The sequence below is a fragment of the Chromohalobacter sp. 296-RDG genome (genome assembly GCF_029889885.1).
Classification (GTDB): Bacteria; Pseudomonadota; Gammaproteobacteria; order Pseudomonadales; family Halomonadaceae; genus Chromohalobacter.
In genome coordinates, this window is record NZ_JARANY010000017.1 from 33,928 (window position 1) to 53,786 (window position 19,859).

Genomic DNA, 19,859 nt, shown 5'->3' on the forward strand with positions numbered 1-19,859 from the left:
TCAGCGCAATCGCGTCATCCATCCGTTGAGGGTGCCGAAAATCCATTCACGACCGCGCTGAGTCCATGGACGCTGACGCCACTGATCCCAATGGATTTCCTCGCTGGCAGCGAAGTTGCGCTCGAACAGGGCCGCCACGTCGCGGGCGAAACCGGCGTCCTCGACTTCCTGGTTGGCCTCCAGATTCCACTGCAGACTCCAGTGGTCGAAATTGCACGAGCCGATCGATGCCCAATCGTCGACCAGCACGAACTTGGCGTGAATGAAGGTCGGCTGAAACTCGTAGATGCGCACCCCGGCCCGCAACAGTCGCGCGTAGAAACGCTGCCCAGCATAGCGAATACCCGGATGGTCATGGCGCGATCCCGGAAGCAACAGGCGCACGTCGAGCCCCAGACGCGCGGCACGGATCAGGCGTCGGCGCAGACTGAAGGTCGGCACGAAGTAGGGTGTGCACAGCCACAACCGCCGCTCGGCAGTGGCAATACGCTGATGCAGCGAATGCCGGATCGCCTGGTAACGATGCCCACGCCCACTGATCATTCGCCCGCGCATGTCCTCCGTGAGTGGTGCGATGTGGCGCGGGGACGGCCAGTACCGCAGCGCTGCCTTGCGGCGTGTCAAGGGCGACTCCCAGAGCTGCGCGAACAGTCTGGTCCAATCCGCGACGACCGGTCCCTCGATACGTACGGCGACTTCATACCATGCCTCGATGAAGGAATCGACGGCGCCGAAACCACCAGTAAAAGCCAGTTGCTCGTCGACGATCAGCAGCTTGCGATGATCGCGCGACAGATTTTTGCCCAGTTGATGCCAGGCCAGCGGATTGAAGAAGCGCAACGTCACGCCTGCTTCGCGCAAGCGCTCGCGGTCCGCATGCGCGAGCTTCATCGAACCGTAGCCATCGAGCAGTACCAGCACCGTGATACCCCGCCCAGCCGCCGTGCACAAGGCATCGATCACCCGCGTGGCGAGCGTGCCCGATTCCATCAGATAGAGTTCGAGATAAAGCGTAGTGCGCGCTTCATCGATGGCTGAGAACAAGGCGGGAAGAAAACGCTTGCCTTCCGGCAATAAGGTGAAACGGTTGCCTACCTGCCAACGTCCGCGCATGGTGTCTCCTTGATTCGCCGCCTGCGCAGCGGCTTGGTCATGCGTATTGACGCACGTTTGCAACGTCGCTTAAAAGCGCCAGCCTTGGGCCTACCCCGCCTGGACCTGGCTAGCTATACTGCTTTATCGCGTTCCTTCAAGGCTAATGGATGGCTGTTCTACGCACGCTCCTCGCTCCCTTGCACGCCCTGTGCCGCACCCTGCTCGACCACTGGCTCGACTACCGTCATGTCGAAGCGCAGCAGCTCGCGCTCGATGCCACGCGGCCAACGATCTACGTGCTCCCGCACCCCGCCTTTTCGGACAGACTGGCACTCGAACTGATAACACACCGCGAGGGCCTGCCCAGTGCCCGAGGCAGTGTCGCGCTCGGCGAGACGTACCTTCACGCTTGTATCGCCCTGCCCCGGCTCAGTCGCGGGCTGACGCAGATACACGGACGACGCTCTCTGCATCTCGACACCTTGCTGGCAGAGCTAGCCGACGCACCCGATCGAGATATCCAGCTCGTGCCGGTAAGCATGTTCTGGGGGCGTGCCCCAGGCAAGGACTTCGGCTTCTGGAAATTGCTCGCAGCGGATAGCTGGCAGTGGAGCGGACGCCTGCGCCGACTCTTGTCGATGGCGATCAATGGCAAGCATGTGCAGGTACATATCGGCGCACCGTTGCAACTACGCACGTTGGTCGAGACACGTTCGCTACCGGTCGCCCAGCGCAAGACGGCACGCGTACTACGCGTTCACTTTCGTCGTGTACGCGCTCGCGTGCTGGGTCCCGATCTTTCGCATCGCAATACGCTGATCCGCGGCGTGGTCGACAGTCCACAAGTGCGCCAGGCGATCGCCGATGCGGCCACCGCCCGCGGCACAAGCCCCGCGCGTGAAACCCGCCGCGCGTTGCGCTATGGCCGCGAGATTGCTTCCAACACCTCGTACCCCGTGCTGCGTTTCCTCTACCAGCTGCTACGCCGGCTCTGGAATCGCCTCTACAACGGCGTCACCGTGAACGGACTCGATGACGTCAAGGCACTGGCCGGCGATCATGAATTGATCTATGTGCCCTGTCATCGCAGCCATATCGACTACCTGCTGTTGTCCTACGTACTATTTCGCGAAGGATTGATGCCGCCGCACATCGCGGCGGGCCGCAACCTCGACATGCCGGTGATCGGCGCTTTGCTACGTCGTGGCGGGGCTTTCTTCCTGCGCCGCAGCTTTCGTGACAACCGCCTCTACGCGGCGGTGTTCAACGAATACGTGCATCGCCTGATCTCGCGTGGGCACCCACTGGAGTACTTCATCGAAGGCGGACGCTCGCGCACCGGGCGCATGCTGGCACCGCGCCCAGGCATGCTGGCCATGACCCTACGCTCCTTCGCCCGCGACCCCCGCCGCGAGGTCGCCTTCGTGCCGGTCTATGTCGGCTACGAGAAAGTGCTGGAAAGCGGCAGCTACCTCAAGGAATTGCGCGGCGGGCACAAGAGGAAGGAATCGCCCTTCGATCTGTTGCGCATCGTGCGTCGTCTACGCCAGTCGTACGGGCATGTCACGGTCAATGTCGGCGAACCGCTCATGCTCAGCGGCTTTCTCGACCGCCAGGTCCCCGATTGGCGGGACAACCGCCGTCAAACGCGCCCCGACTGGATTAATCAGGCCGTGCCCGCGCTGGGGTCTATCCTGGCCCAACGCGTCAACGCCGCAGCGGCTATCACGCCGGTCTCGCTGGTCGCTCTGGGACTGCTGGCCAATTCGCACCACGCCATCGAGGCCGACCTGCTCGAGCGTCATATGCGCTTGCTGGTGGACCTGAGACGGCATCTCCCGGGCGGTGAACGTATCACCCTGCCCGCGGGCGAACCTCGGGACTGGATTTCCCACACCGCTCAATTGGCATTCATCGAGTGCCGCCAACAGGCACTCGGCGAACTCGTACTCGCCACGCCGGAGCAAGCCACTTTATTGACCTGGTATCGCAATAACGTCTTGCATCTATTCATCGACATGGCGCTGGTCGCCTTCGCGTATCGGCATAACACCCGTTTTAATACGCAAGAGTTGCTCACGCTGCTGGGCCCCGCCTGGCCGGTGCTCGCACATGAATTCCACCTGCCCTTTGAAGCCTTCGCGCCACGCCTGGAACGCGCTCTGGCAGCGCTGGCATCGGAGGATCTGCTGATCGAGACCGATCACGCCTGGGAGCGCCCGGCGGGGCATCTGGCCAGCAGCGAACACCTGCGCCTGCTGGGGCGGCTGGTACAACCGACCCTGGAGCGCGGTTATCTGCTGCTGGCCGTACTGCTGCGCGAGGGAAGCGGCACCCTGACCCGCGAGGCATTGGAGGAACAAAGCCGTCAGTTGGCTGAACGTCTCACCCTGCTCTCCGGGCTCAACGCGCCGGAGTTCTTCGACAAACGTCTCTTCAGCGGCTTGCTCGACACCCTCGAGGCACAGGGCTGGTTATGGCAGGAAAACGACACGCTGTGCTATGACAGCTCGCTCGAAAGCGCTCAGCGTCGCGGGCAGGCGCTCTTTGATCCCAGCCTGCGCCACCGCCTGACCCAACTGGTACATCGCCAGCCATCGTAGTATCGGGCGTTAGATGATGACGGTCACGCGGGTTTCAGGCTGCGATGCACATAGAGATCATAGCGGCTGGTCTTGCCCTCGAGAACGTGATCGGGCGCGGGGCCCTCAAGTGGCAGCGCGCGGCGTGGGCGCTTGACCACCACCCGGTGCGTAGCGACCTGCAGAGCGGCTTCCAGCAGACGTGGCGCGTCATCATCGCCACCGGCCAGTTCGCGGAAAACGCGCATCTCCTTCTTGACCAGCGCACTCTTGTCGCGGTGTGGAAACATAGGGTCGAGATGTACCACCTGCGGCGCGACGTCGTGATGCGCCACCAGGGGCGCCAGCTCACGCGCAGCATCGCCATTCGCCACTCGCATGCGCGCCACGATCTCGGCGGCCTCATCATCCGCTTGGGCACGCCGCACGCCATCTTCGAGCAGGGCGTAAATCGCTGCCACGCGCTCGATCAGCAACACCTGGGCGCCGAGGCTCGCCAGCACGAAGGCATCACGCCCCAGCCCCGCCGTGGCATCGACGATGCTCGGTGTCACGCCGTGCGCCAGTCCGCATGCCTTGGCGATCAGTTGCCCACGCCCGCCGCCAAAGCGGCGTCGGTGCGCGACTTTGCCAGCGGCGAAATCGACTCGAATCGGCGCGCCATAGCGACGCGTGTCGCCCGACAGCGCTAGGCCCTCATCGCTCATGACCAAGTACAAGGCAGTGTCGGCATCTGCCTCGGGCTGCCAGGGCAGCCCGAGCCGCGCAGCCAGCGCACGTACCGGCTCACCGATGGCCGTGACCCGTTCACTCATGCCACCCACACCAGCAGCACGACGCCCAGAATCAGGCGGTAGATGACGAACGGCAGCATGCCGATGCGATCCAACGCGGCCAGGAACAACTTGATACACAGCCACGCCGCGACGAACGACATCAGCGTCCCCGCGATGATCGTGCCCCAGGCCACACCCTCGCCCGCTTCGACAAGCTCGATGCCCTTGAGCGAACCGGCGGCGAGAATCAACGGGATCGACAGCAAGAACGAGAAACGCGCGGCGGCCTGGCGGGTGAAGCCCAGCAGTAAGGCCGCCGTGATCGTGATGCCCGAGCGCGACGTCCCGGGAATCAATGCCAAGGCCTGGGCGAGCCCGATGATCAGCGCATTGCGCAGCGACATCGCGGTCAACGCATGCTGGCGACTACCGCGTACATCCGCCCACCACAGCAGCAGCCCGAAAACCAGGGTGGTGATGGCGATCACCAGCGAGGCGCGAAGATATGACGCGATGACACTTTCCAGCAGAAAACCGATGATGACGGCCGGCAGGGTGCCGATAATCACCGCCCAGCCCAGGCGGCTTTCCGGCGTCGCTGGTGCACCGCGACACTGCGCCACCCAATCACGCACGATTCGAGTCACTTCACGATGAAAGACCAGCACCACCGCGGCTAACGAGCCGACATGTACAGCAACATCGAAGGCCAATCCCTGATCGGGCCAACCCAGCAACTGCGACGGGAGAATCAGGTGAGCGGATGACGAAATGGGCAGGAATTCGGTAAGGCCTTGAATGATGGCCAGCGCAACGACGTGCAACCAATCCATGAAGTGTCCTTGAAGCAACGAAAAACATGACGCTGCGTACGAGCGTGCGAGCACGCCATTATTATTCTCGAGAGCTTAAGAAACGCTTAGCCGCGCTGCCATGCCACCTCATTGCGCAGATACACCGGAACCGCCACGTCGGGCGACGGGCGTTCGCCCGACTGCCAAGCCCGCACGGCCAGATGGATCATATCCTCGGCAGCTGGCTGCGGTTCACTCAGGCACTGGCCAAGCGCCGACTGCACTTCCACGGTCATACGCTCGCGTAAGGTCCAGCCCGAGCCGATGCCGACCCAATCGATATCGTGGGAAGCGACAGGCAGGCGCACCCGCTCCGGTGCCAACACGGCTTCCTCCATAAGCGGCTCGAGTACGCCATCGTGACAGCGATAGGCCGCGGCATAGATCTCATCCATGCGGGCGTCCATTGCCGCCACCACATAGCGCGCATAGAGACGCCGATGGGCAGCAAGCGCCAAGGCTTCCAAGGTGGAGACGCTGATCAAGGGGCACTCGAGCGCGAAAGCCAGCCCCTGCGCCGTCCCGGCAGCGATGCGCAAACCGGTAAACGAGCCCGGCCCACGACCGTATGCCAACGCATCAAGATCGGAGAGCCCTACGCCCGCCTCGGCCAGCACGTCATCGACCATCGGCATCAGGAGTTGGGTGTGCTGACGCGGGGCATCACGATAACGGGAGATGACATGGCCATCGCGCCACAGGGCGCAGGAACAGGCGCTAGTAGAGGCATCCAAGGCCAACAGAGTGGGCATCAGCGATCATCGAGCAACGGGTGAGCCCGCACTATAAACGTGCCATCGGTCATTGGCAAAACGCCCGGCACACTACTCGACGCAATGTTTGACGCAGGTCGTCATTGCGCGGCGCCAGGGACGCCGCGCGGCAGGAACGGAGGCTTATCCCTCGAGCGCCGTCAGCACCTGCTGGCGGATCGACGCGACGCTGCCAGTACCTTCCACACGGTGGTAGGATGGCGCGCTTTGCGGGTCTTGCTGGGCCCATTCGCGGTAATACTTCACCAGCGGCTCGGTCTGTTCATGGTAAACGGACAAGCGGTTGCGCACGGTCGATTCCTGATCGTCGTCGCGCAGCACGATCGCTTCACCCGTCACGTCATCCTTGCCCTCTTCCTTGGGCGGTTGATACTCGACGTGATAGACACGCCCAGAGCCCGGATGCACCCGGCGACCCGCAAGGCGCTTGACGATTTCTTCGTCATCCACGGCGACTTCCAGCACATGGTCGAGCTTGACGTTAGCATCTTTCATGGCATCGGCTTGGGGAATCGTGCGTGGGAAACCATCGAACAGGAAGCCGTTGGCGCAATCAGGCTGGGCGATACGCTCCTTGACCAGCGAGATGATGATGTCGTCAGACACCAGACCGCCGCTGTTCATGATCTCCTTGACCCTGAGCCCCAGTTCACTTTCCTCCTTGACCGCCGTACGCAACATGTCGCCGGTGGAGATCTGCGGAATGTCAAAATATTCGCAGATGAATTGGGCCTGGGTGCCCTTGCCTGCGCCCGGGGCGCCCAACAAGATCAAACGCATCGATAGTGCTCCTTGAACGAGTCATCACATGTTCGTTATTAGCCATGGCATGCTCCATGAAGCACACGCCATCGCCTTGGGAATGGCCCATGACGATACCTGCACGGCTCAAGCGGCACAAGCACGCCCGCCCCGGGCTCGGCCTGCTCCAATCGCCATAATTCGTCTTTTTTCATAGAGTTGCCTGAAGCGTTGCACTTTCGTAGCGCGCCTGACAGCGGCTTTATTTGTCGCGACATAAAAAAGCGGCCCCCTTAGGAGGCCGCTTCTATCACGTCACCTATGTGCCTGGATCACATCAACAGGCGACGAATATCGCTCAGCGCCTGGGCCAGGAAGGCCGTGAAGCGAGCCGCGTCGGCACCGTTGACCGCCCGGTGGTCGTAGGACAGCGACAGCGGCATCATCAGCCGCGGCGCGAACTCGGCGCCGTCCCATACGGGTTTCGTCTGTGCCTTGGAAATGCCGAGGATGGCGACTTCCGGTGCATTGACGATGGGCGTGAAGGCGGTACCGCCGATGGAGCCCAAGCTGGAGATGGTGAAGCAGCCACCGGTCATCTCTTCGCGCTTGAGCTTCTTCGACTGTGCCTTGCCGGCCAGTTCGACCGATTCCTTGGCAAGATCGATCAGCGATTTCTGGTCGGCGTTGCGGATCACCGGGACCATCAGGCCGTCCGGCGTGTCCACGGCAATGCCGATGTGCACGTAGTGCTTCTGTACCAGCGTTTCGCCGTCGCTCTTCAGGCTGACGTTGAACTGCGGGAATTTCTGCAAGGCGTAGGCACAGGCCTTGATCATGAACGGCAGCGGCGTGAGCTTGGCGTCCTGCTTGGCAGCCTCGTCCTTCATCGACTTGCGGAAGGCTTCAAGCTCGGTGATGTCCGCCTCGTCGAACTGCGTGACGTGCGGCACGTTGAGCCAACTGCGGTGCAGGTTGGCCGCGCCGGCTTTCATCAGGCGGCCCATGGGCTTTTCCTCGACCTCACCGAACTGGCTGAAGTCGATATCCGGCACCGCTGGGATGCCCGCACCGCCACTCGGCGCAGCAGTGCTTCCGGCCCTGCTGGAACGCTGCTGAAGGGCGGTCTTGACATAGCCTTGCACGTCTTCCTTCAGCACGCGACGCTTGGGCCCGGTGGGCGTCACCTGAGCCAGATCGACGCCCAGTTCGCGGGCCAGCATGCGCACCGCCGGACCGGCATGCACATGCGCGCCAGCGGTCTTTTCCTCGCCTTGCTTGTGACGCGCCTCGGGGCTCGGTTCACCCGTGGGCTGCTTGGTAGACGGCGTCGACTTGGAAGCACTAGCTTTTTGCTGACCGGAGTCGGCCTTCTGATCCGCCTTGCCAGCGTCGGACTTCTTGCCGGCATCGGCTTTCTTGGCCGGCTTCTTGGCGCCGGCTACGTCGATATAGCCGATCAAGTCGCCCTCGGAGACGCTATCGCCTTCCTTGACCGAGACCTCGACCACCTTGCCCTTGTAGGGGCTGGGCACGTCCATGGAGGCCTTGTCGGATTCCAGCGTGATCAGTGTGTCTTCCTCGCTGATCTCATCACCTTCGCTGATCGCCAGCTCGATGACCGGCACGTTTTCGCTGCCGCCGATATCGGGGACGCGGAGTTCCTTGCGGCCACCCTCGTCACCATTTTCTTGTGTCTCGTCGTCGGCGTCTTGATCCTCGGCACCCGCGTCTGACTCGGCACTGCCGGAATCGTCTTCCGCCGGCGCTTCGTCAGTAGCGGCGTCGTCACCTTCATCGACGATCTCCATGCTGCCGATCAGGTCACCCTCGGAGACGCTGTCGCCCTCCTTGACCGCCAGCGAGACGAGCTTGCCGCTGTAGGGGCTCGGCACGTCCATGGAGGCCTTGTCGGATTCCAGCGTAATCAGCGAGTCTTCAGCGTTGACGTCGTCGCCTTCGCTGACCGGCACCTCGATGATCTCGACACCTTCGCCACCGCCGATGTCCGGTACCTTCACTTCAACGGTGCGCTTGCCGCCACCGGAAGATTGCTTCTTCGGCGCCGCCTTCTCAGGCTCGGCTTCGTTCTGAGACTTGGTATCGTCCTGAGACTTGGCATCGTCCTGAGAGGACTCGTCGGCATCGCTATCGCTCTGCCCGTCGCCACCACCTTCGGCTTCGAGCTCGAGGATATCGTCACCTTCGGAGACGCTATCGCCTTCCTTGACCAACATCTTGACGACCTTGCCGCCCTTGGGCGCCGGGACGTCCATGCTGGCCTTGTCGGACTCCAGCGTGATCATGGCGTCCTCGGCGACGATGACATCGCCTTCGGACACCGCCACCTCGATGATCTCGACGCCGTCACTACCGCCGATATCGGGAACTTTGATGATTTCGCTACTCAAGGTCGCGCTCCTTTCCAATCTGGCAGTCTGGTCGTCCCGGCAACACATCGCACCCGGGCAATACGACCAGACCAGGCAATCTGGCCATGGCCGCCACCACATCTAACCGGTGGCGGCACCTTGATGGGACACTTCAGCCCATGACATCAACGGGGTTCAAGACACCAGCGGGCTGGGCTTGGTGGGGTCGATGTCGTATTTCTTCATGGCATCATTGACGACCTTGGCGTCGATCTCACCGCGGTTGGCCAGCGCACGCAGCGCCTGAATGGTCACGTAGTAGCGGTCGACCTCGAAGAAACGACGCAGCGCGTCACGCGTGTCGGAACGCCCGAAACCATCGGTGCCCAGCACATGGAAGTCGCTCGGCACCCAGGCACGAATCTGATCGGCGTAGAGCTTCATGTAGTCGGTCGAGGCGATAACCGGCCCCTCGACATCTTTCAGCTGCTGTGACACCCACGGCTTCTCACGCTTCTCATCGTAGTCGAGGAACTGCAACCGGTCGTATTCGAGCGCTTCACGACGCAGCTCGTTGAAGCTGGTCACACTCCACACATCGGCGACGACGTCGTGCTCGTTCGCCAGCATCTCGGCGGCGGCTTCGACCTCGCGCAGAATCGTCCCGCTGCCCATGAGCTGAGCGCGTGGCTGCTTCTTGCGGCCGTCCTTCTTGCCTTCCTGAAGCAGATACATGCCGCGAACGATGCCCTCTTCGCTGCCCTTCGGCATTTCCGGATGCGGGTAGTTCTCGTTCATCACGGTCAGATAGTAGAAGCAGTTTTCCTTGTCCTGGAACATGCGCTTCAGACCATCCTGCATGATCACCGCGACCTCGTGGCCATAGCACGGGTCATAGGCACGGCACGACGGCACGGCCGACATCAGGATATGGCTGTGGCCGTCCTGATGCTGCAGGCCCTCGCCGTTGATAGTCGTGCGTCCGGCAGTACCGCCAATCATGAAGCCGCGCGCCTGCAGATCACCGGCGGCCCAGATCAGGTCACCGACACGCTGATAACCGAACATCGAGTAATAGACGTAGAACGGAATCAACGGCAGGTGGTGGTTGGAATAAGCCGTCGCTGCTGCAATCCAGGCGGAAATGGAACCGGCTTCGGTGATGCCTTCCTCGAGGATCTGACCCTTCTGGTCCTCGCGGTAGTACATGATCTGGCCGGCATCCGTGGGCTCATACTTCTGTCCTTCGGCGGCGTAGATACCCAACTGGCGGAACATGCCTTCCATCCCGAAGGTACGCGCTTCGTCGGGAATGATCGGTACCACGCGCGAGCCCAGTTGCTTGTTCTTGACCAGGCCGTTGAGCACACGCACGAAGGACATGGTGCTGGACACTTCGCGGTCGCCAGAGCCCTTGAGCTGGCTGGCGAACATCTTGTCGTCGAGCCCGGGAATCTCGAGTGCCTCGAAGTCGTTCTTGCGCGCCGGCAAGAAGCCGCCGAGCTTCTCGCGCTGGAGATGCAGATACTTCATCTCCGGGCTATCGTCGTCAGGCTTATAGTAAGGGATGTCACCGCTTTCGATCTGCTCGTCAGAAATCGGCACGCCGAAACGATCGCGAAACGCCTTGAGGGCTTCGTTATCCATCGACTTGATCTGGTGCGCTTCCATGTCAGCTTCGCCGCTGCCGCCGCCCATACCATAGCCCTTGACGGTGTGCGCCAGGATCACGGTAGGACGATTGCCGGCATTGTTGACCGCTTCATGATAGGCCGCGTAGATCTTCTGCGGATCGTGACCGCCACGATTGAGACGGAAGATCTGCTCGTCGGAGTAGTCCTTGACCATCTCCGCCGTTTCATCGTATTTACCGAAGAACTGATCGCGAGTGTACTTGCCACCCTGAGCCTTGTAGTTCTGGTACTCGCCGTCGACCGCCTCGTCCATGCGCTTTTGCAGCATGCCCTTGGTGTCCTGTTCGAACAGCGGGTCCCACTGACCACCCCAGACGACCTTGATCACGTTCCAACCGGCACCGCGGAAGACCCCTTCGAGCTCGTCGATGACGCGCGAATTGCCGCGTACCGGCCCATCGAGACGCTGCAGGTTGCAGTTGATGACGAAGATCAGATTATTGAGCTTCTCGCGGCTGGCCAGATGCAGCGCGCCCAGCGATTCCGGCTCGTCGCACTCGCCGTCGCCGAGGAAGGCCCAGACCTTGCGGTCCTGCATGTCCTCGAGCTCACGCGAATGCAGGTACTGCATCACGTGGGCCTGGTAGATCGCCTGGATCGGCCCCAGTCCCATGGAGACCGTGGGGAACTGCCAGTAATCCGGCATCAGATACGGGTGCGGGTAGGACGGCAGGGCCTCGCCGTCGACTTCCTGACGGAAGTTATCCATCTGCTCCTGCGTCAGACGGCCTTCCAGGAACGAGCGCGCATAGATACCCGGCGTGACGTGCCCCTGGATATACAGCAGGTCGCCCTTGTGGTCACCGTTATCGGCACGGAAGAAGTGGTTGAAACCGACTTCATAAAGCGTGGCACTGGACTGATAACTGGCGATATGACCGCCCAGGCCCTTGTGCTTCTTGTTGGCACGCAACACCTGCACCATCGCGTTCCAACGAATCGCCGAACGAATCTTGCGCTCGATGAACATATCGCCGGGCATCTTGGCTTCACGATGCACCGGGATGGTATTGCGATGCGGCGTGGTCCCGGAAAAGGGGGGTGAAGAGCCATCGCGACGCAGACGATCCGCCAAGCGGCTCATGATGTAACGAGCGCGCTCTTCGCCCTCATGCTCGATGACCGAGGCCAAGGAATCCAGCCATTCCGTGGTTTCGATCGGATCGAGATCGTTTTTTGCCTCCAGACTCATAGACGTCTCTCCGAATGAAGATTGTATGTCGGTCATGGCCCGTCGCGATGGGGCCTGTGGCGCTCTTCAGTGCGGGCGCGACCTTCTTTGGGTCGTGTCTCCGAGAAAACTTTCTGTAATTTCCTTACAGCGGGGCGTGCAAGACGCACGAATTCAGGTCACGACGATACCGCAAACGCTGTCTGCTGCCAATTCGATAGGCCGCAAGCGACCTGCAAAAGACATATTGCCCATGCCCGCTAAAGACTTATTGCCCATGTCCGCTTAGGCCATCCCGCAGGAATTCGACAAAGGTTTACACGAGGTAGTGAATTTACACGCATGCGGTACTTCAGGACGCCGTGCCCACTACCTCCTCGAGACAACGGTGAAAATAGACCCAGTCAAAGGCCGGGCCAGGATCGGTCTTGCGCAACGGCGCGATACGCGCATGGCTGGTGATCCGCTCGCCACTCAAGGCAGGATATTGCGCTCGCAAGGCACTGAACACACGCACCAGGCAGCGATACTGCGCGTCACGATAAGCATGAATGTCATCGCCCTCCAACTCGATACCGATACTGAAGTCGTTGAGTTCACGACGTTCACGCTGGCCATCCCACCAGCGCGAGCGACCGGCATGCCAGGCGCACCGGTCGAACCCCACGAACTGCACCGCCTCGCCGTCGCGACGAATCAGCACATGCGCCGAGACCCGCAAGGTGTGAATCGTACCAAAGTAAGGATGCGCGGCGGGATCGAGACGATTGGTAAACAAACGCTCGATGGCATCGCCACCGAAGTGTCCCGGCGGCAGGCTGATGGCATGCAGCACCAATGCCGACACCTCCCCTTCGGGGCGCACGTTCTGATTGGGCGAGACAACATGTCGCGCCGTCGTGAGCCAGTGATTGTCGACCCGCATGCCTGCTCCTATCTTGTCGGGGCGTATTTCCCTAGAAGTACGCCTCGAAACGTACTTCTCGGGACGTACTTGTCGGAATCCGCCCGGATGGCCAGCATACCCCTGACCGAATCGCCGTGATCCCGATATAATGTTCCTATTGTCGCATATCAAAGAAAGGCGCCTGACATGCAATATCGCGAAGCTCTCGCGGAGGATATCCGCACCAGTGCTGCCCGCCTGCTGGCCGAGGACGTCGGCCCCGGCGACATCACTGCACAGCTGATTCCCGCCAAGCAGTGGGCCTGGGCACGCGTCGCGGCCCGCGAGGACGCGGTGCTGTGCGGGATGGCCTGGGTCGACGAGCTTTATCGGCGTCTCGACCCAAGCGTCAAGCTACATTGGCATGCCGCCGATGGCGATGCCCTGGCGCCCGAGGAGACATTTCTCGAACTGGAAGGCCCTGCGCGCAGCCTGCTGACCGGAGAGCGAGCAGCCCTCAACCTGCTGCAGACACTCTCAGGTACGGCGACGCGCACACGCGATTACAGGGCGTGGGTCGCCGACACCGGTGTGGCACTGCTGGATACGCGCAAGACCCTGCCCGGCCTGCGCCTGGCGCAGAAATACGCCATCACCTGCGGTGGCGGCCATAACCACCGCCTCGGGCTACACGACGCCTTTTTGATCAAGGAAAACCATATCGCCGCCTGTGGCGATATTGCCAAAGCCGTCACCGCCGCGCGCCGCATCGCCAGCGACCTGCCGGTGGAAGTAGAAGTAGAAACGCTCGACGAGCTCGACGCCGCACTCTCCGCCGGCGCAGACACCATCATGCTCGACAACTTCGATCTCGAGACGCTGCGCGAGGCAGTCGCACGTACGGCTGGACGCAGCCGCCTGGAAGCCTCCGGCAATGTCAGCGAGGCCACCCTGCGTGATATCGCCGAAACCGGGGTCGACTGCATCTCCATCGGCGCGCTGACCAAGGACGTCAAAGCCGTCGACCTATCGATGCGCGTCGTGCGTACCGAAATGCTTTGACGGTCCTCATACGGCCGTTGATTGACCTGGCGGGCTCAGCGACCGAACGTCAGCATCCGCTCCAGGGGCTTGAGGGCCCGCTGGCGCAGCCCCGCCTCGATGTGAATCTCGCCACCGCCTTCACTAAGAGCGCGTTCGAGGCGATCCAGGTCATTCATCGCCATCCACGGGCAGTGCGCGCAACTCTGGCAGGTCGCGCCGTTGCCCGCCGTAGGCGCCTCGAAAAGCGTTTTGTCCGGGACCGCCTGCTGCATCTTGTAGAAGATGCCGCGGTCGGTGGCCACGATCAGGCGCTGTTGGTCGAGTTCGCGTGCAGCCTTGATCAGCTGCGAGGTCGAGCCCACTACGTCGGCCAGCTCGATCACCCCCATCGGCGACTCCGGATGCACCAGCAAGGCGGCGTCGGGGTAAACCTTCTTGAGATCCCGCACACCCTGGGCCTTGAACTCCTCGTGCACGATGCAGGCGCCATCCCAAAGCAGCATGTCGGCGCCGGTACGCTCGCGGATATAACGTCCCAGGTGCTTGTCCGGCGCCCACAGGATCTTTTCGCCGCAGGCCTGGAGATGCTCGATGACCTCGACCGCGATCGACGAGGTCACTACCCAATCCGCGCGCGCCTTGACCGCCGCCGAGGTATTGGCATAGACCACGACCGTACGGTCGGGATGCGCATCGCAGAACGCCGCGAACTCATCCGCCGGACAGCCGTCATCCAGCGAGCAGGTCGCTTCCAGCGTGGGCATCAGCACTGTTTTCTCGGGGGACAGGATCTTGGCGGTCTCACCCATGAAGCGGACGCCCGCCACCACCAGGGTCGTGGCCGAGTGCCGAGCGCCGAAGCGCGCCATCTCCAAGGAATCGGCCACACAGCCGCCGCTTTCCTCGGCCAACTGCTGAATGGCATCGTCGGTGTAGTAATGCGCCACCAGGGTGGCATTACGCTCGCGCAGCAAACGCTTTATCGTGTCGGTCTGCGCACGTGCCTGTGCACTCGGCGCGACCGGAGAATACGCCCGGACCAACGGCGACGCCGCTTCGGGCGCTTTCGGTGTCATGATCGTCATCGTGTCTACCACTGTGACTGGCAGGGGCTCCCCCTGCATAACGAGAAGCGTCGCGCCGCGATCTCTTCGCGGACACAGCGCACCCGACTTCATGATACTGCCCGTCGATGCCGGCTTGCCAGCCTTGTGCTCGCACGCATGTCATCATCGTCGCAGACGCCCAGAACGCAAAAACCCCGCCTCATGCGAGGCGGGGTTGAATGCTGGTGGGTCGTGTAGGATTCGAACCTACGACCAATTGGTTAAAAGCCAACTGCTCTACCACTGAGCTAACGACCCATAACTTGCCCGTTCAGACAGTTGTCGGCGGCAATGGTGGGTCGTGTAGGATTCGAACCTACGACCAATTGGTTAAAAGCCAACTGCTCTACCACTGAGCTAACGACCCGCCGCCGGGTCTTCGAAACGTACCTTGCACCACGCCATTCAAGGACGCTTGCCAATGGTGGGTCGTGTAGGATTCGAACCTACGACCAATTGGTTAAAAGCCAACTGCTCTACCACTGAGCTAACGACCCGTCTCGATAGGGCGCACATAGTACTGATAATACTCGACATTGACAAGATTTTTTTGCTGAAAAGCCGCTCACCGCGAGCGCCGCGAGCTCTTCGGCTTGCGCATGGCATTGACCGGGCGACGCTTGTTCTTGTCGCGGCTCCAGCGATTCTTCTCGTCGGGTGTCAACGCGGGTACCTTGCGCGCCGACAGACCTGCCAATTGCGCCAGGTCGTCTACTTCTTCCTGGGACAGCTCGACCCACTCCCCCGCCTTGGCGCGTTTATCGAGAAAGATATTGCCGTAACGAACGCGTTTAAGGCGGCTCACCGTGAGCTCTTGCGACTCCCAGAGACGCCGCACCTCGCGATTGCGCCCCTCGAGAATCACCACGTGGAACCACGTATTGATGCCTTCGCCGCCGAACTCCTGAACATCGGTGAAACGCGCCGGACCATCTTCAAGCATCACTCCCTCGGTCATGGCGGTCACGTTCTCCGGACGAACGCCGCCCATCACGCGTACCGCGTATTCACGCTCGACCTGCGTGGAGGGATGCATCAAGCGGTTCGCGAGTTCGCCGTCAGTGGTAAATAACAACAAACCGCTGGTATTGATATCCAGGCGACCGATGGCGATCCAACGCTCTCCCTTGAGGCGCGGCAAACGATCGAAGACAGTCCGCCGTCCTTCGGGATCGCGGCGCGTGCACAACTCGCCCTCAGGCTTGTTGTACATGATGACGCGCCGCGGCACTTCCTCGGCATCGCGCAGATTGACGGGGCGCTCGTCGAGGGTGACCCGGTCACGCGTCTCGATGCGATCGCCCAGTGTCGCGACCTGACCATTGACCTTGACGCGGCCATCGCTGATGGCGGTTTCCATCTCACGGCGCGAGCCGAAGCCCGCACGGGCCAGTACCTTCTGCAATTTTTCGGTAGGCGTGTTCATGAATCGAACGTTGTCTCGTCTGTTGAATGTTCCGCGTCCGCCGCGTCCAAAGCGTTGTCGTCACCCTCGGTAGACGACGCCCCGGCTTCCTCTTCCCGTCGGCGGGCGCGTTCAGCCAGGCGAGCTTCGAGCTCAGCGAAGCTCACTCCCGACCGCTCGGACGCCGTCCCGGCGTGCTGATCGTCGGCCGTCCCGGCCGTCGTCGTATCTGTCGTCTCTATCGCGTCTGACTCGGTCTCGGATGGCGACGTTGCCTGCGACGCCCCCTCTACCGGTGACGTATTCTCGACGTTATCGGCGTGACTGTCACGCGCCGATGGATGATCCGCCTCATCCTGACCCAGCGTTTCCTTATCGTGCCCGAGAGCCTCCTCAAAACGCGTCTCGAATTCCTTGAGTTCGTGCATCGGCGGCAAGGCATCGAGGGTCTTGAGGCCGAAGTCGTCGAGAAAGGCACGCGTAGTGGCATAGACCGAGGGCCGCCCCGGCACGTCACGCTGTCCCACGACGCGGATCCATCCCCGCTCGGTCAAGGTGCGCATGATCGAACTGCTCACCGAGACCCCGCGTACCTCCTCGATATCGCCACGGGTGACGGGTTGACGATAGGCGATCAGCGCCAAGGTCTCCAGCAGCGCACGCGAATAGCGTTGCGGCTTTTCATCCCACAGTCGCGATATCCACGGAGAAAAATGGGCACGAATACGCACTTGAAACCCAGATGCGGTCTCGATGAGTTCCAGAGCGCTATGCTCGAGGCGTTCGCCCAGGCGCGCCAAGGCATCGCGCAGCTCACCGCGCGATGGGCGCTCACGCTCGTAGAACAGACTCTCCAGGCGTTCGGCGGTCAGCGGTGCGCCAGCGGCCAGCAACGCCGCTTCGCAGACTTCGTCGAGAGACGTCGGCGCCTCGTTCATCAGGGGTCCTCTTCGGCATCGGCGAAGGCGCTTTCTCCGCCATCGCCATCATCCGTCGCAGCGGTGTCGTCGACCGCCTCGGCCACTAGCCGGGCTCGCACATGAATCGGCGACAGCGACGCGTTCTGCGCGATCTCGATCATCGCCTCCTTGGCCAGCTCGAGAATCGCCATGAAGGTCACCACCACGCCCGCACGCCCTTCCTCAAGCGTGAACAACGCCTCAAACGGGGTATAACGTTGGCCGTCCAACTGCTCCATGACACGTAACATGCGCTCGCGGGTGGATAGCACCTCGCGGCTGATCTGGTGAGACTGCTGAAACTCGGCCCGCTTGAGCAATCCCGACAGGGCGTGCAGAAGCTCATCCAGCTCGACCTTGGGATGAACCACTCGGGTCTCGAGCGTGGGCAGCGCAGCCTGCGCCGCTACCCAATCGCGCCCTTCGCGCGGCAATTCACCCAGCCCCTCGGCGGCCAGCTTCAACTGCTCGTACTCCTGCAGGCGGCGGATAAGCTCGGCGCGCGGATCTTCGGCATCCTCGTCCTCGCCCTTGGGCGGACGCGGCAACAACGTGCGCGACTTGATCTCCGCCAGCATCGCCGCCATCAGCAAATACTCGCCGGCCAGATCGATCTCCAACGCACGCATCAGCTCGACGTATTCGATGTACTGATGCGTGATGGCCGCTACGTCGATGCCCAGGATGTCGAGGTTCTGACGCCGAATCAGGTACAGCAATAAATCCAGCGGCCCTTCGAAGGTTTCGAGAAAGACGCGCAACGCCTCGGGCGGAATGTAGAGATCTTCCGGCAGCTCGGTGATGGGCTGATCGTGCAGGCGCGCCAACACCGCTGCTTGGGACGCGGCCAAGGTGGTATCGGCACTGACAGGCTCGGCGGTATCACTCACGCGTAACGCTCTCCTCGACTGCGCCTCACGGCGCGACCTTCGACAAACACGCAGTGTAGCAAGGCCACCGGGAGGCGAACACGCCCGCGGCACGCAAGACGTGCCAGTGGACCGTCAGGCGCCCTGGGTCGTTCGCGCAAAGCGCCGATAGGTAAAGTCGGCATCCCCTGCGGCATCGAGCACCGCCAAGGTCTGGACCTCGTCGTGATAAGGCGATTTTTCGCACACTGGGTCCATCTGCGCCGCATCGCCGGTAAGCATCAGCGCCTGACAACGGCAGCCGCCCCAATCGATTTCCTTGCGCTCGCAGCTCTGGCACGTTTCGGGCATCCAGTCGGTACCGCGATAGGCGTTGAAGGCAGGGCTGTCGTACCAGATTTCTCTCAGCCCATGATCCGCAACATTCCAGAACTCCAGATGCGGGATCGTTTCCGCCGCATGGCACGGCAGCACTTTACCCGATGGCGTCACATTAAGTGACTGGCGTCCCCAGCCATTCATGCAGGGCTTAGGAAACCGCGCATGGTAATCCGGCACCACGGCGTCGATGACGAGACGTCCTTGCAGGCGCTCACGCGCCGCCTCGACGCGTTCGACGGCCGCCATGACCTGCTCGCGACTTGGCATCAAAGCCGCGCGATTGACGAGCGCCCAGCCATAATACTGGGCGTGGGCAATCTCAAGGCGTCGCGCGCCGAGCTCTAGCGCCAGCTCGACGAAGTCATCGATCTGATGCAGGTTGGCTCGATGAATCACCGCGTTAAGCGTCAACGGCAGCCCGATATCCGTCACCTCGGCGGCGAAGGCGCGCTTGCGTGCATGCGCGCCGGCCATGTTGGCGATATGATCCGTTACCTCAGGCGTGGCGCCTTGTACCGACAATTGCACGTGGTCCAGGCCCGCATCCGCCAGCGTCTCCAACCGGGCACGGTTGATGTTGACGCCCGCAGTAATCAAATTGGAATACAAGCCCGCGTCCGCGCAGGCCTGTACCAATTCAGGTAAGTCCGGGCGCAGGGCCGGCTCGCCTCCCGAAAGATGAACCTGCAATACGCCAAGTTCAGCCGCATCGGCAAAGACCCGCTGCCAGGTCGCGGTATCAAGCTCTTGGCGGCGGCGCTCCAGCGCCACCGGGTTGGAGCAATACGGACACTGCAGCGGACAGCGATGTGTCAACTCCGCCAGCATGCCCATGGGCGGCTGGGGAACCTCGGGCGACGCCATTACATAACCTCCAGCACACGCTTTTCGACCAGCCCCGCGAACATGCTCGTCACGTCCTCGGCAATACGCTCGCGCGGCGCTTGATAAGTGTCGCACAGCCTATCGATGATCGTGCCGACACTACGCTCGCCGTCCACTTCGCTGACCACCGTTTGCGCGATACCATCGAGCTGGAAGACGCGCTCAGGGGCCAACAGTACCCAACCGCCCCGCTGTTTGTCTTCTCGTAGCCTGACACCACGCGGCAGGCGCACGATATCGCTTTCCTGAATCGCTGTCATAACATC

Annotated in this window: 16 protein-coding genes and 3 tRNA genes; 2 read left to right on the top strand and 17 right to left on the bottom strand. The window is 61.9% G+C overall.

What is annotated here, in order from left to right; genetic code table 11:
- Positions 1–1,113: a phospholipase D-like domain-containing protein gene (locus tag OP495_RS08755; RefSeq protein ID WP_280568590.1), complete on the bottom strand. Its 1,113-nt coding sequence runs from the start codon at positions 1,111–1,113 to the stop codon at positions 1–3.
- Positions 1,114–1,262: 149 nt separating this feature from the next.
- On the opposite strand from OP495_RS08755, the gene plsB reads away from it, so the two are divergent.
- Entirely contained in the window at positions 1,263–3,698 is a 2,436-nt protein-coding gene (gene plsB / locus OP495_RS08760) for a glycerol-3-phosphate 1-O-acyltransferase PlsB (RefSeq protein WP_280563011.1), read from the top strand.
- Between the two features lie 23 nt (positions 3,699–3,721).
- Here plsB and OP495_RS08765 read toward each other — a convergent pair whose 3' ends face one another.
- From OP495_RS08765 to ampD, 7 genes are all read right to left on the bottom strand, one after another.
- On the bottom strand, positions 3,722–4,492 hold the full coding sequence (locus tag OP495_RS08765) for a class I SAM-dependent methyltransferase (protein WP_280568593.1): 771 nt from the start codon (positions 4,490–4,492) through the stop codon (positions 3,722–3,724).
- Positions 4,489–5,286, bottom strand: coding sequence for an undecaprenyl-diphosphate phosphatase (locus tag OP495_RS08770; protein WP_280563007.1), 798 nt, complete (start codon positions 5,284–5,286; stop codon positions 4,489–4,491). Before OP495_RS08770 ends, OP495_RS08765 begins: the two co-directional genes overlap by 4 nt.
- A gap of 86 nt (positions 5,287–5,372) precedes the next feature.
- Positions 5,373–6,059 carry a tRNA (adenosine(37)-N6)-threonylcarbamoyltransferase complex dimerization subunit type 1 TsaB gene (gene tsaB, locus OP495_RS08775; RefSeq protein WP_280568596.1) on the bottom strand — a complete coding sequence of 229 codons (687 nt, stop codon included), beginning with the start codon at positions 6,057–6,059 and terminating at the stop codon, positions 5,373–5,375.
- A gap of 144 nt (positions 6,060–6,203) precedes the next feature.
- Entirely contained in the window at positions 6,204–6,860 is a 657-nt protein-coding gene (adk, locus tag OP495_RS08780; RefSeq protein WP_280568598.1) for an adenylate kinase, read from the bottom strand.
- Between the two features lie 293 nt (positions 6,861–7,153).
- Positions 7,154–9,232, bottom strand: coding sequence for a dihydrolipoyllysine-residue acetyltransferase (gene aceF, locus OP495_RS08785; RefSeq protein ID WP_280568600.1), 2,079 nt, complete (start codon positions 9,230–9,232; stop codon positions 7,154–7,156).
- Between the two features lie 156 nt (positions 9,233–9,388).
- Complete coding sequence (gene aceE / locus OP495_RS08790; RefSeq protein ID WP_280563003.1) at positions 9,389–12,079, bottom strand: pyruvate dehydrogenase (acetyl-transferring), homodimeric type; 2,691 nt, start codon at positions 12,077–12,079, stop codon at positions 9,389–9,391.
- Between the two features lie 331 nt (positions 12,080–12,410).
- Positions 12,411–12,983: a 1,6-anhydro-N-acetylmuramyl-L-alanine amidase AmpD gene (ampD, locus tag OP495_RS08795; protein WP_280568603.1), complete on the bottom strand. Its 573-nt coding sequence runs from the start codon at positions 12,981–12,983 to the stop codon at positions 12,411–12,413.
- Between the two features lie 168 nt (positions 12,984–13,151).
- On the opposite strand from ampD, the gene nadC reads away from it, so the two are divergent.
- Positions 13,152–14,006, top strand: a complete 855-nt coding sequence (gene nadC / locus OP495_RS08800; RefSeq protein WP_280568606.1) for a carboxylating nicotinate-nucleotide diphosphorylase — start codon at positions 13,152–13,154, stop codon at positions 14,004–14,006.
- A 35-nt stretch (positions 14,007–14,041) separates the two neighbouring features.
- On the opposite strand, the gene nadA is transcribed toward nadC, so the two are convergent.
- From nadA to pqqD, 9 genes are all read right to left on the bottom strand, one after another.
- On the bottom strand, positions 14,042–15,073 hold the full coding sequence (gene nadA / locus OP495_RS08805) for a quinolinate synthase NadA (protein WP_280563000.1): 1,032 nt from the start codon (positions 15,071–15,073) through the stop codon (positions 14,042–14,044).
- A gap of 204 nt (positions 15,074–15,277) precedes the next feature.
- Positions 15,278–15,352, bottom strand: a tRNA-Lys gene (locus OP495_RS08810).
- Between the two features lie 34 nt (positions 15,353–15,386).
- A tRNA-Lys gene (locus OP495_RS08815) sits at positions 15,387–15,461 on the bottom strand.
- 55 nt (positions 15,462–15,516) lie between these two features.
- Positions 15,517–15,591 (bottom strand) — tRNA-Lys (locus OP495_RS08820).
- Between the two features lie 68 nt (positions 15,592–15,659).
- Positions 15,660–16,520 carry a 23S rRNA pseudouridine(2605) synthase RluB gene (rluB, locus tag OP495_RS08825; RefSeq protein WP_280568609.1) on the bottom strand — a complete coding sequence of 287 codons (861 nt, stop codon included), beginning with the start codon at positions 16,518–16,520 and terminating at the stop codon, positions 15,660–15,662.
- The gene (gene scpB / locus OP495_RS08830; protein WP_280562997.1) at positions 16,517–17,437 is read right to left on the bottom strand and encodes an SMC-Scp complex subunit ScpB; all 921 of its coding nucleotides are present in this window, start codon (positions 17,435–17,437) and stop codon (positions 16,517–16,519) included. Before scpB ends, rluB begins: the two co-directional genes overlap by 4 nt.
- Entirely contained in the window at positions 17,437–18,309 is an 873-nt protein-coding gene (locus OP495_RS08835; protein ID WP_280568619.1) for a ScpA family protein, read from the bottom strand. Before OP495_RS08835 ends, scpB begins: the two co-directional genes overlap by 1 nt.
- Positions 18,310–18,462: 153 nt before the next feature.
- On the bottom strand, positions 18,463–19,572 hold the full coding sequence (gene pqqE / locus OP495_RS08840; protein ID WP_280562996.1) for a pyrroloquinoline quinone biosynthesis protein PqqE: 1,110 nt from the start codon (positions 19,570–19,572) through the stop codon (positions 18,463–18,465).
- Entirely contained in the window at positions 19,572–19,853 is a 282-nt protein-coding gene (gene pqqD, locus OP495_RS08845) for a pyrroloquinoline quinone biosynthesis peptide chaperone PqqD (protein ID WP_280562995.1), read from the bottom strand. Before pqqD ends, pqqE begins: the two co-directional genes overlap by 1 nt.
- Positions 19,854–19,859 lie beyond the last annotated feature (6 nt).

What these genes read in the sequence shown, in the direction of transcription:
- OP495_RS08755 (WP_280568590.1), bottom strand. Translation starts at nt 1,113, where the DNA reads ATGCGCGGACGTTGGCAGGTAGGCAACCGTTTCACCTTATTGCCGGAA.
- plsB (WP_280563011.1), top strand. Translation starts at nt 1,263, where the DNA reads ATGGCTGTTCTACGCACGCTCCTCGCTCCCTTGCACGCCCTGTGCCGC.
- OP495_RS08765 (WP_280568593.1), bottom strand. Translation starts at nt 4,492, where the DNA reads ATGAGTGAACGGGTCACGGCCATCGGTGAGCCGGTACGTGCGCTGGCT.
- OP495_RS08770 (WP_280563007.1), bottom strand. Translation starts at nt 5,286, where the DNA reads ATGGATTGGTTGCACGTCGTTGCGCTGGCCATCATTCAAGGCCTTACC.
- tsaB (WP_280568596.1), bottom strand. Translation starts at nt 6,059, where the DNA reads ATGCCCACTCTGTTGGCCTTGGATGCCTCTACTAGCGCCTGTTCCTGC.
- adk (WP_280568598.1), bottom strand. Translation starts at nt 6,860, where the DNA reads ATGCGTTTGATCTTGTTGGGCGCCCCGGGCGCAGGCAAGGGCACCCAG.
- aceE (WP_280563003.1), bottom strand. Translation starts at nt 12,079, where the DNA reads ATGAGTCTGGAGGCAAAAAACGATCTCGATCCGATCGAAACCACGGAA.
- ampD (WP_280568603.1), bottom strand. Translation starts at nt 12,983, where the DNA reads ATGCGGGTCGACAATCACTGGCTCACGACGGCGCGACATGTTGTCTCG.
- nadC (WP_280568606.1), top strand. Translation starts at nt 13,152, where the DNA reads ATGCAATATCGCGAAGCTCTCGCGGAGGATATCCGCACCAGTGCTGCC.
- nadA (WP_280563000.1), bottom strand. Translation starts at nt 15,073, where the DNA reads ATGACGATCATGACACCGAAAGCGCCCGAAGCGGCGTCGCCGTTGGTC.
- rluB (WP_280568609.1), bottom strand. Translation starts at nt 16,520, where the DNA reads ATGAACACGCCTACCGAAAAATTGCAGAAGGTACTGGCCCGTGCGGGC.
- scpB (WP_280562997.1), bottom strand. Translation starts at nt 17,437, where the DNA reads ATGAACGAGGCGCCGACGTCTCTCGACGAAGTCTGCGAAGCGGCGTTG.
- pqqE (WP_280562996.1), bottom strand. Translation starts at nt 19,572, where the DNA reads ATGGCGTCGCCCGAGGTTCCCCAGCCGCCCATGGGCATGCTGGCGGAG.
- pqqD (WP_280562995.1), bottom strand. Translation starts at nt 19,853, where the DNA reads ATGACAGCGATTCAGGAAAGCGATATCGTGCGCCTGCCGCGTGGTGTC.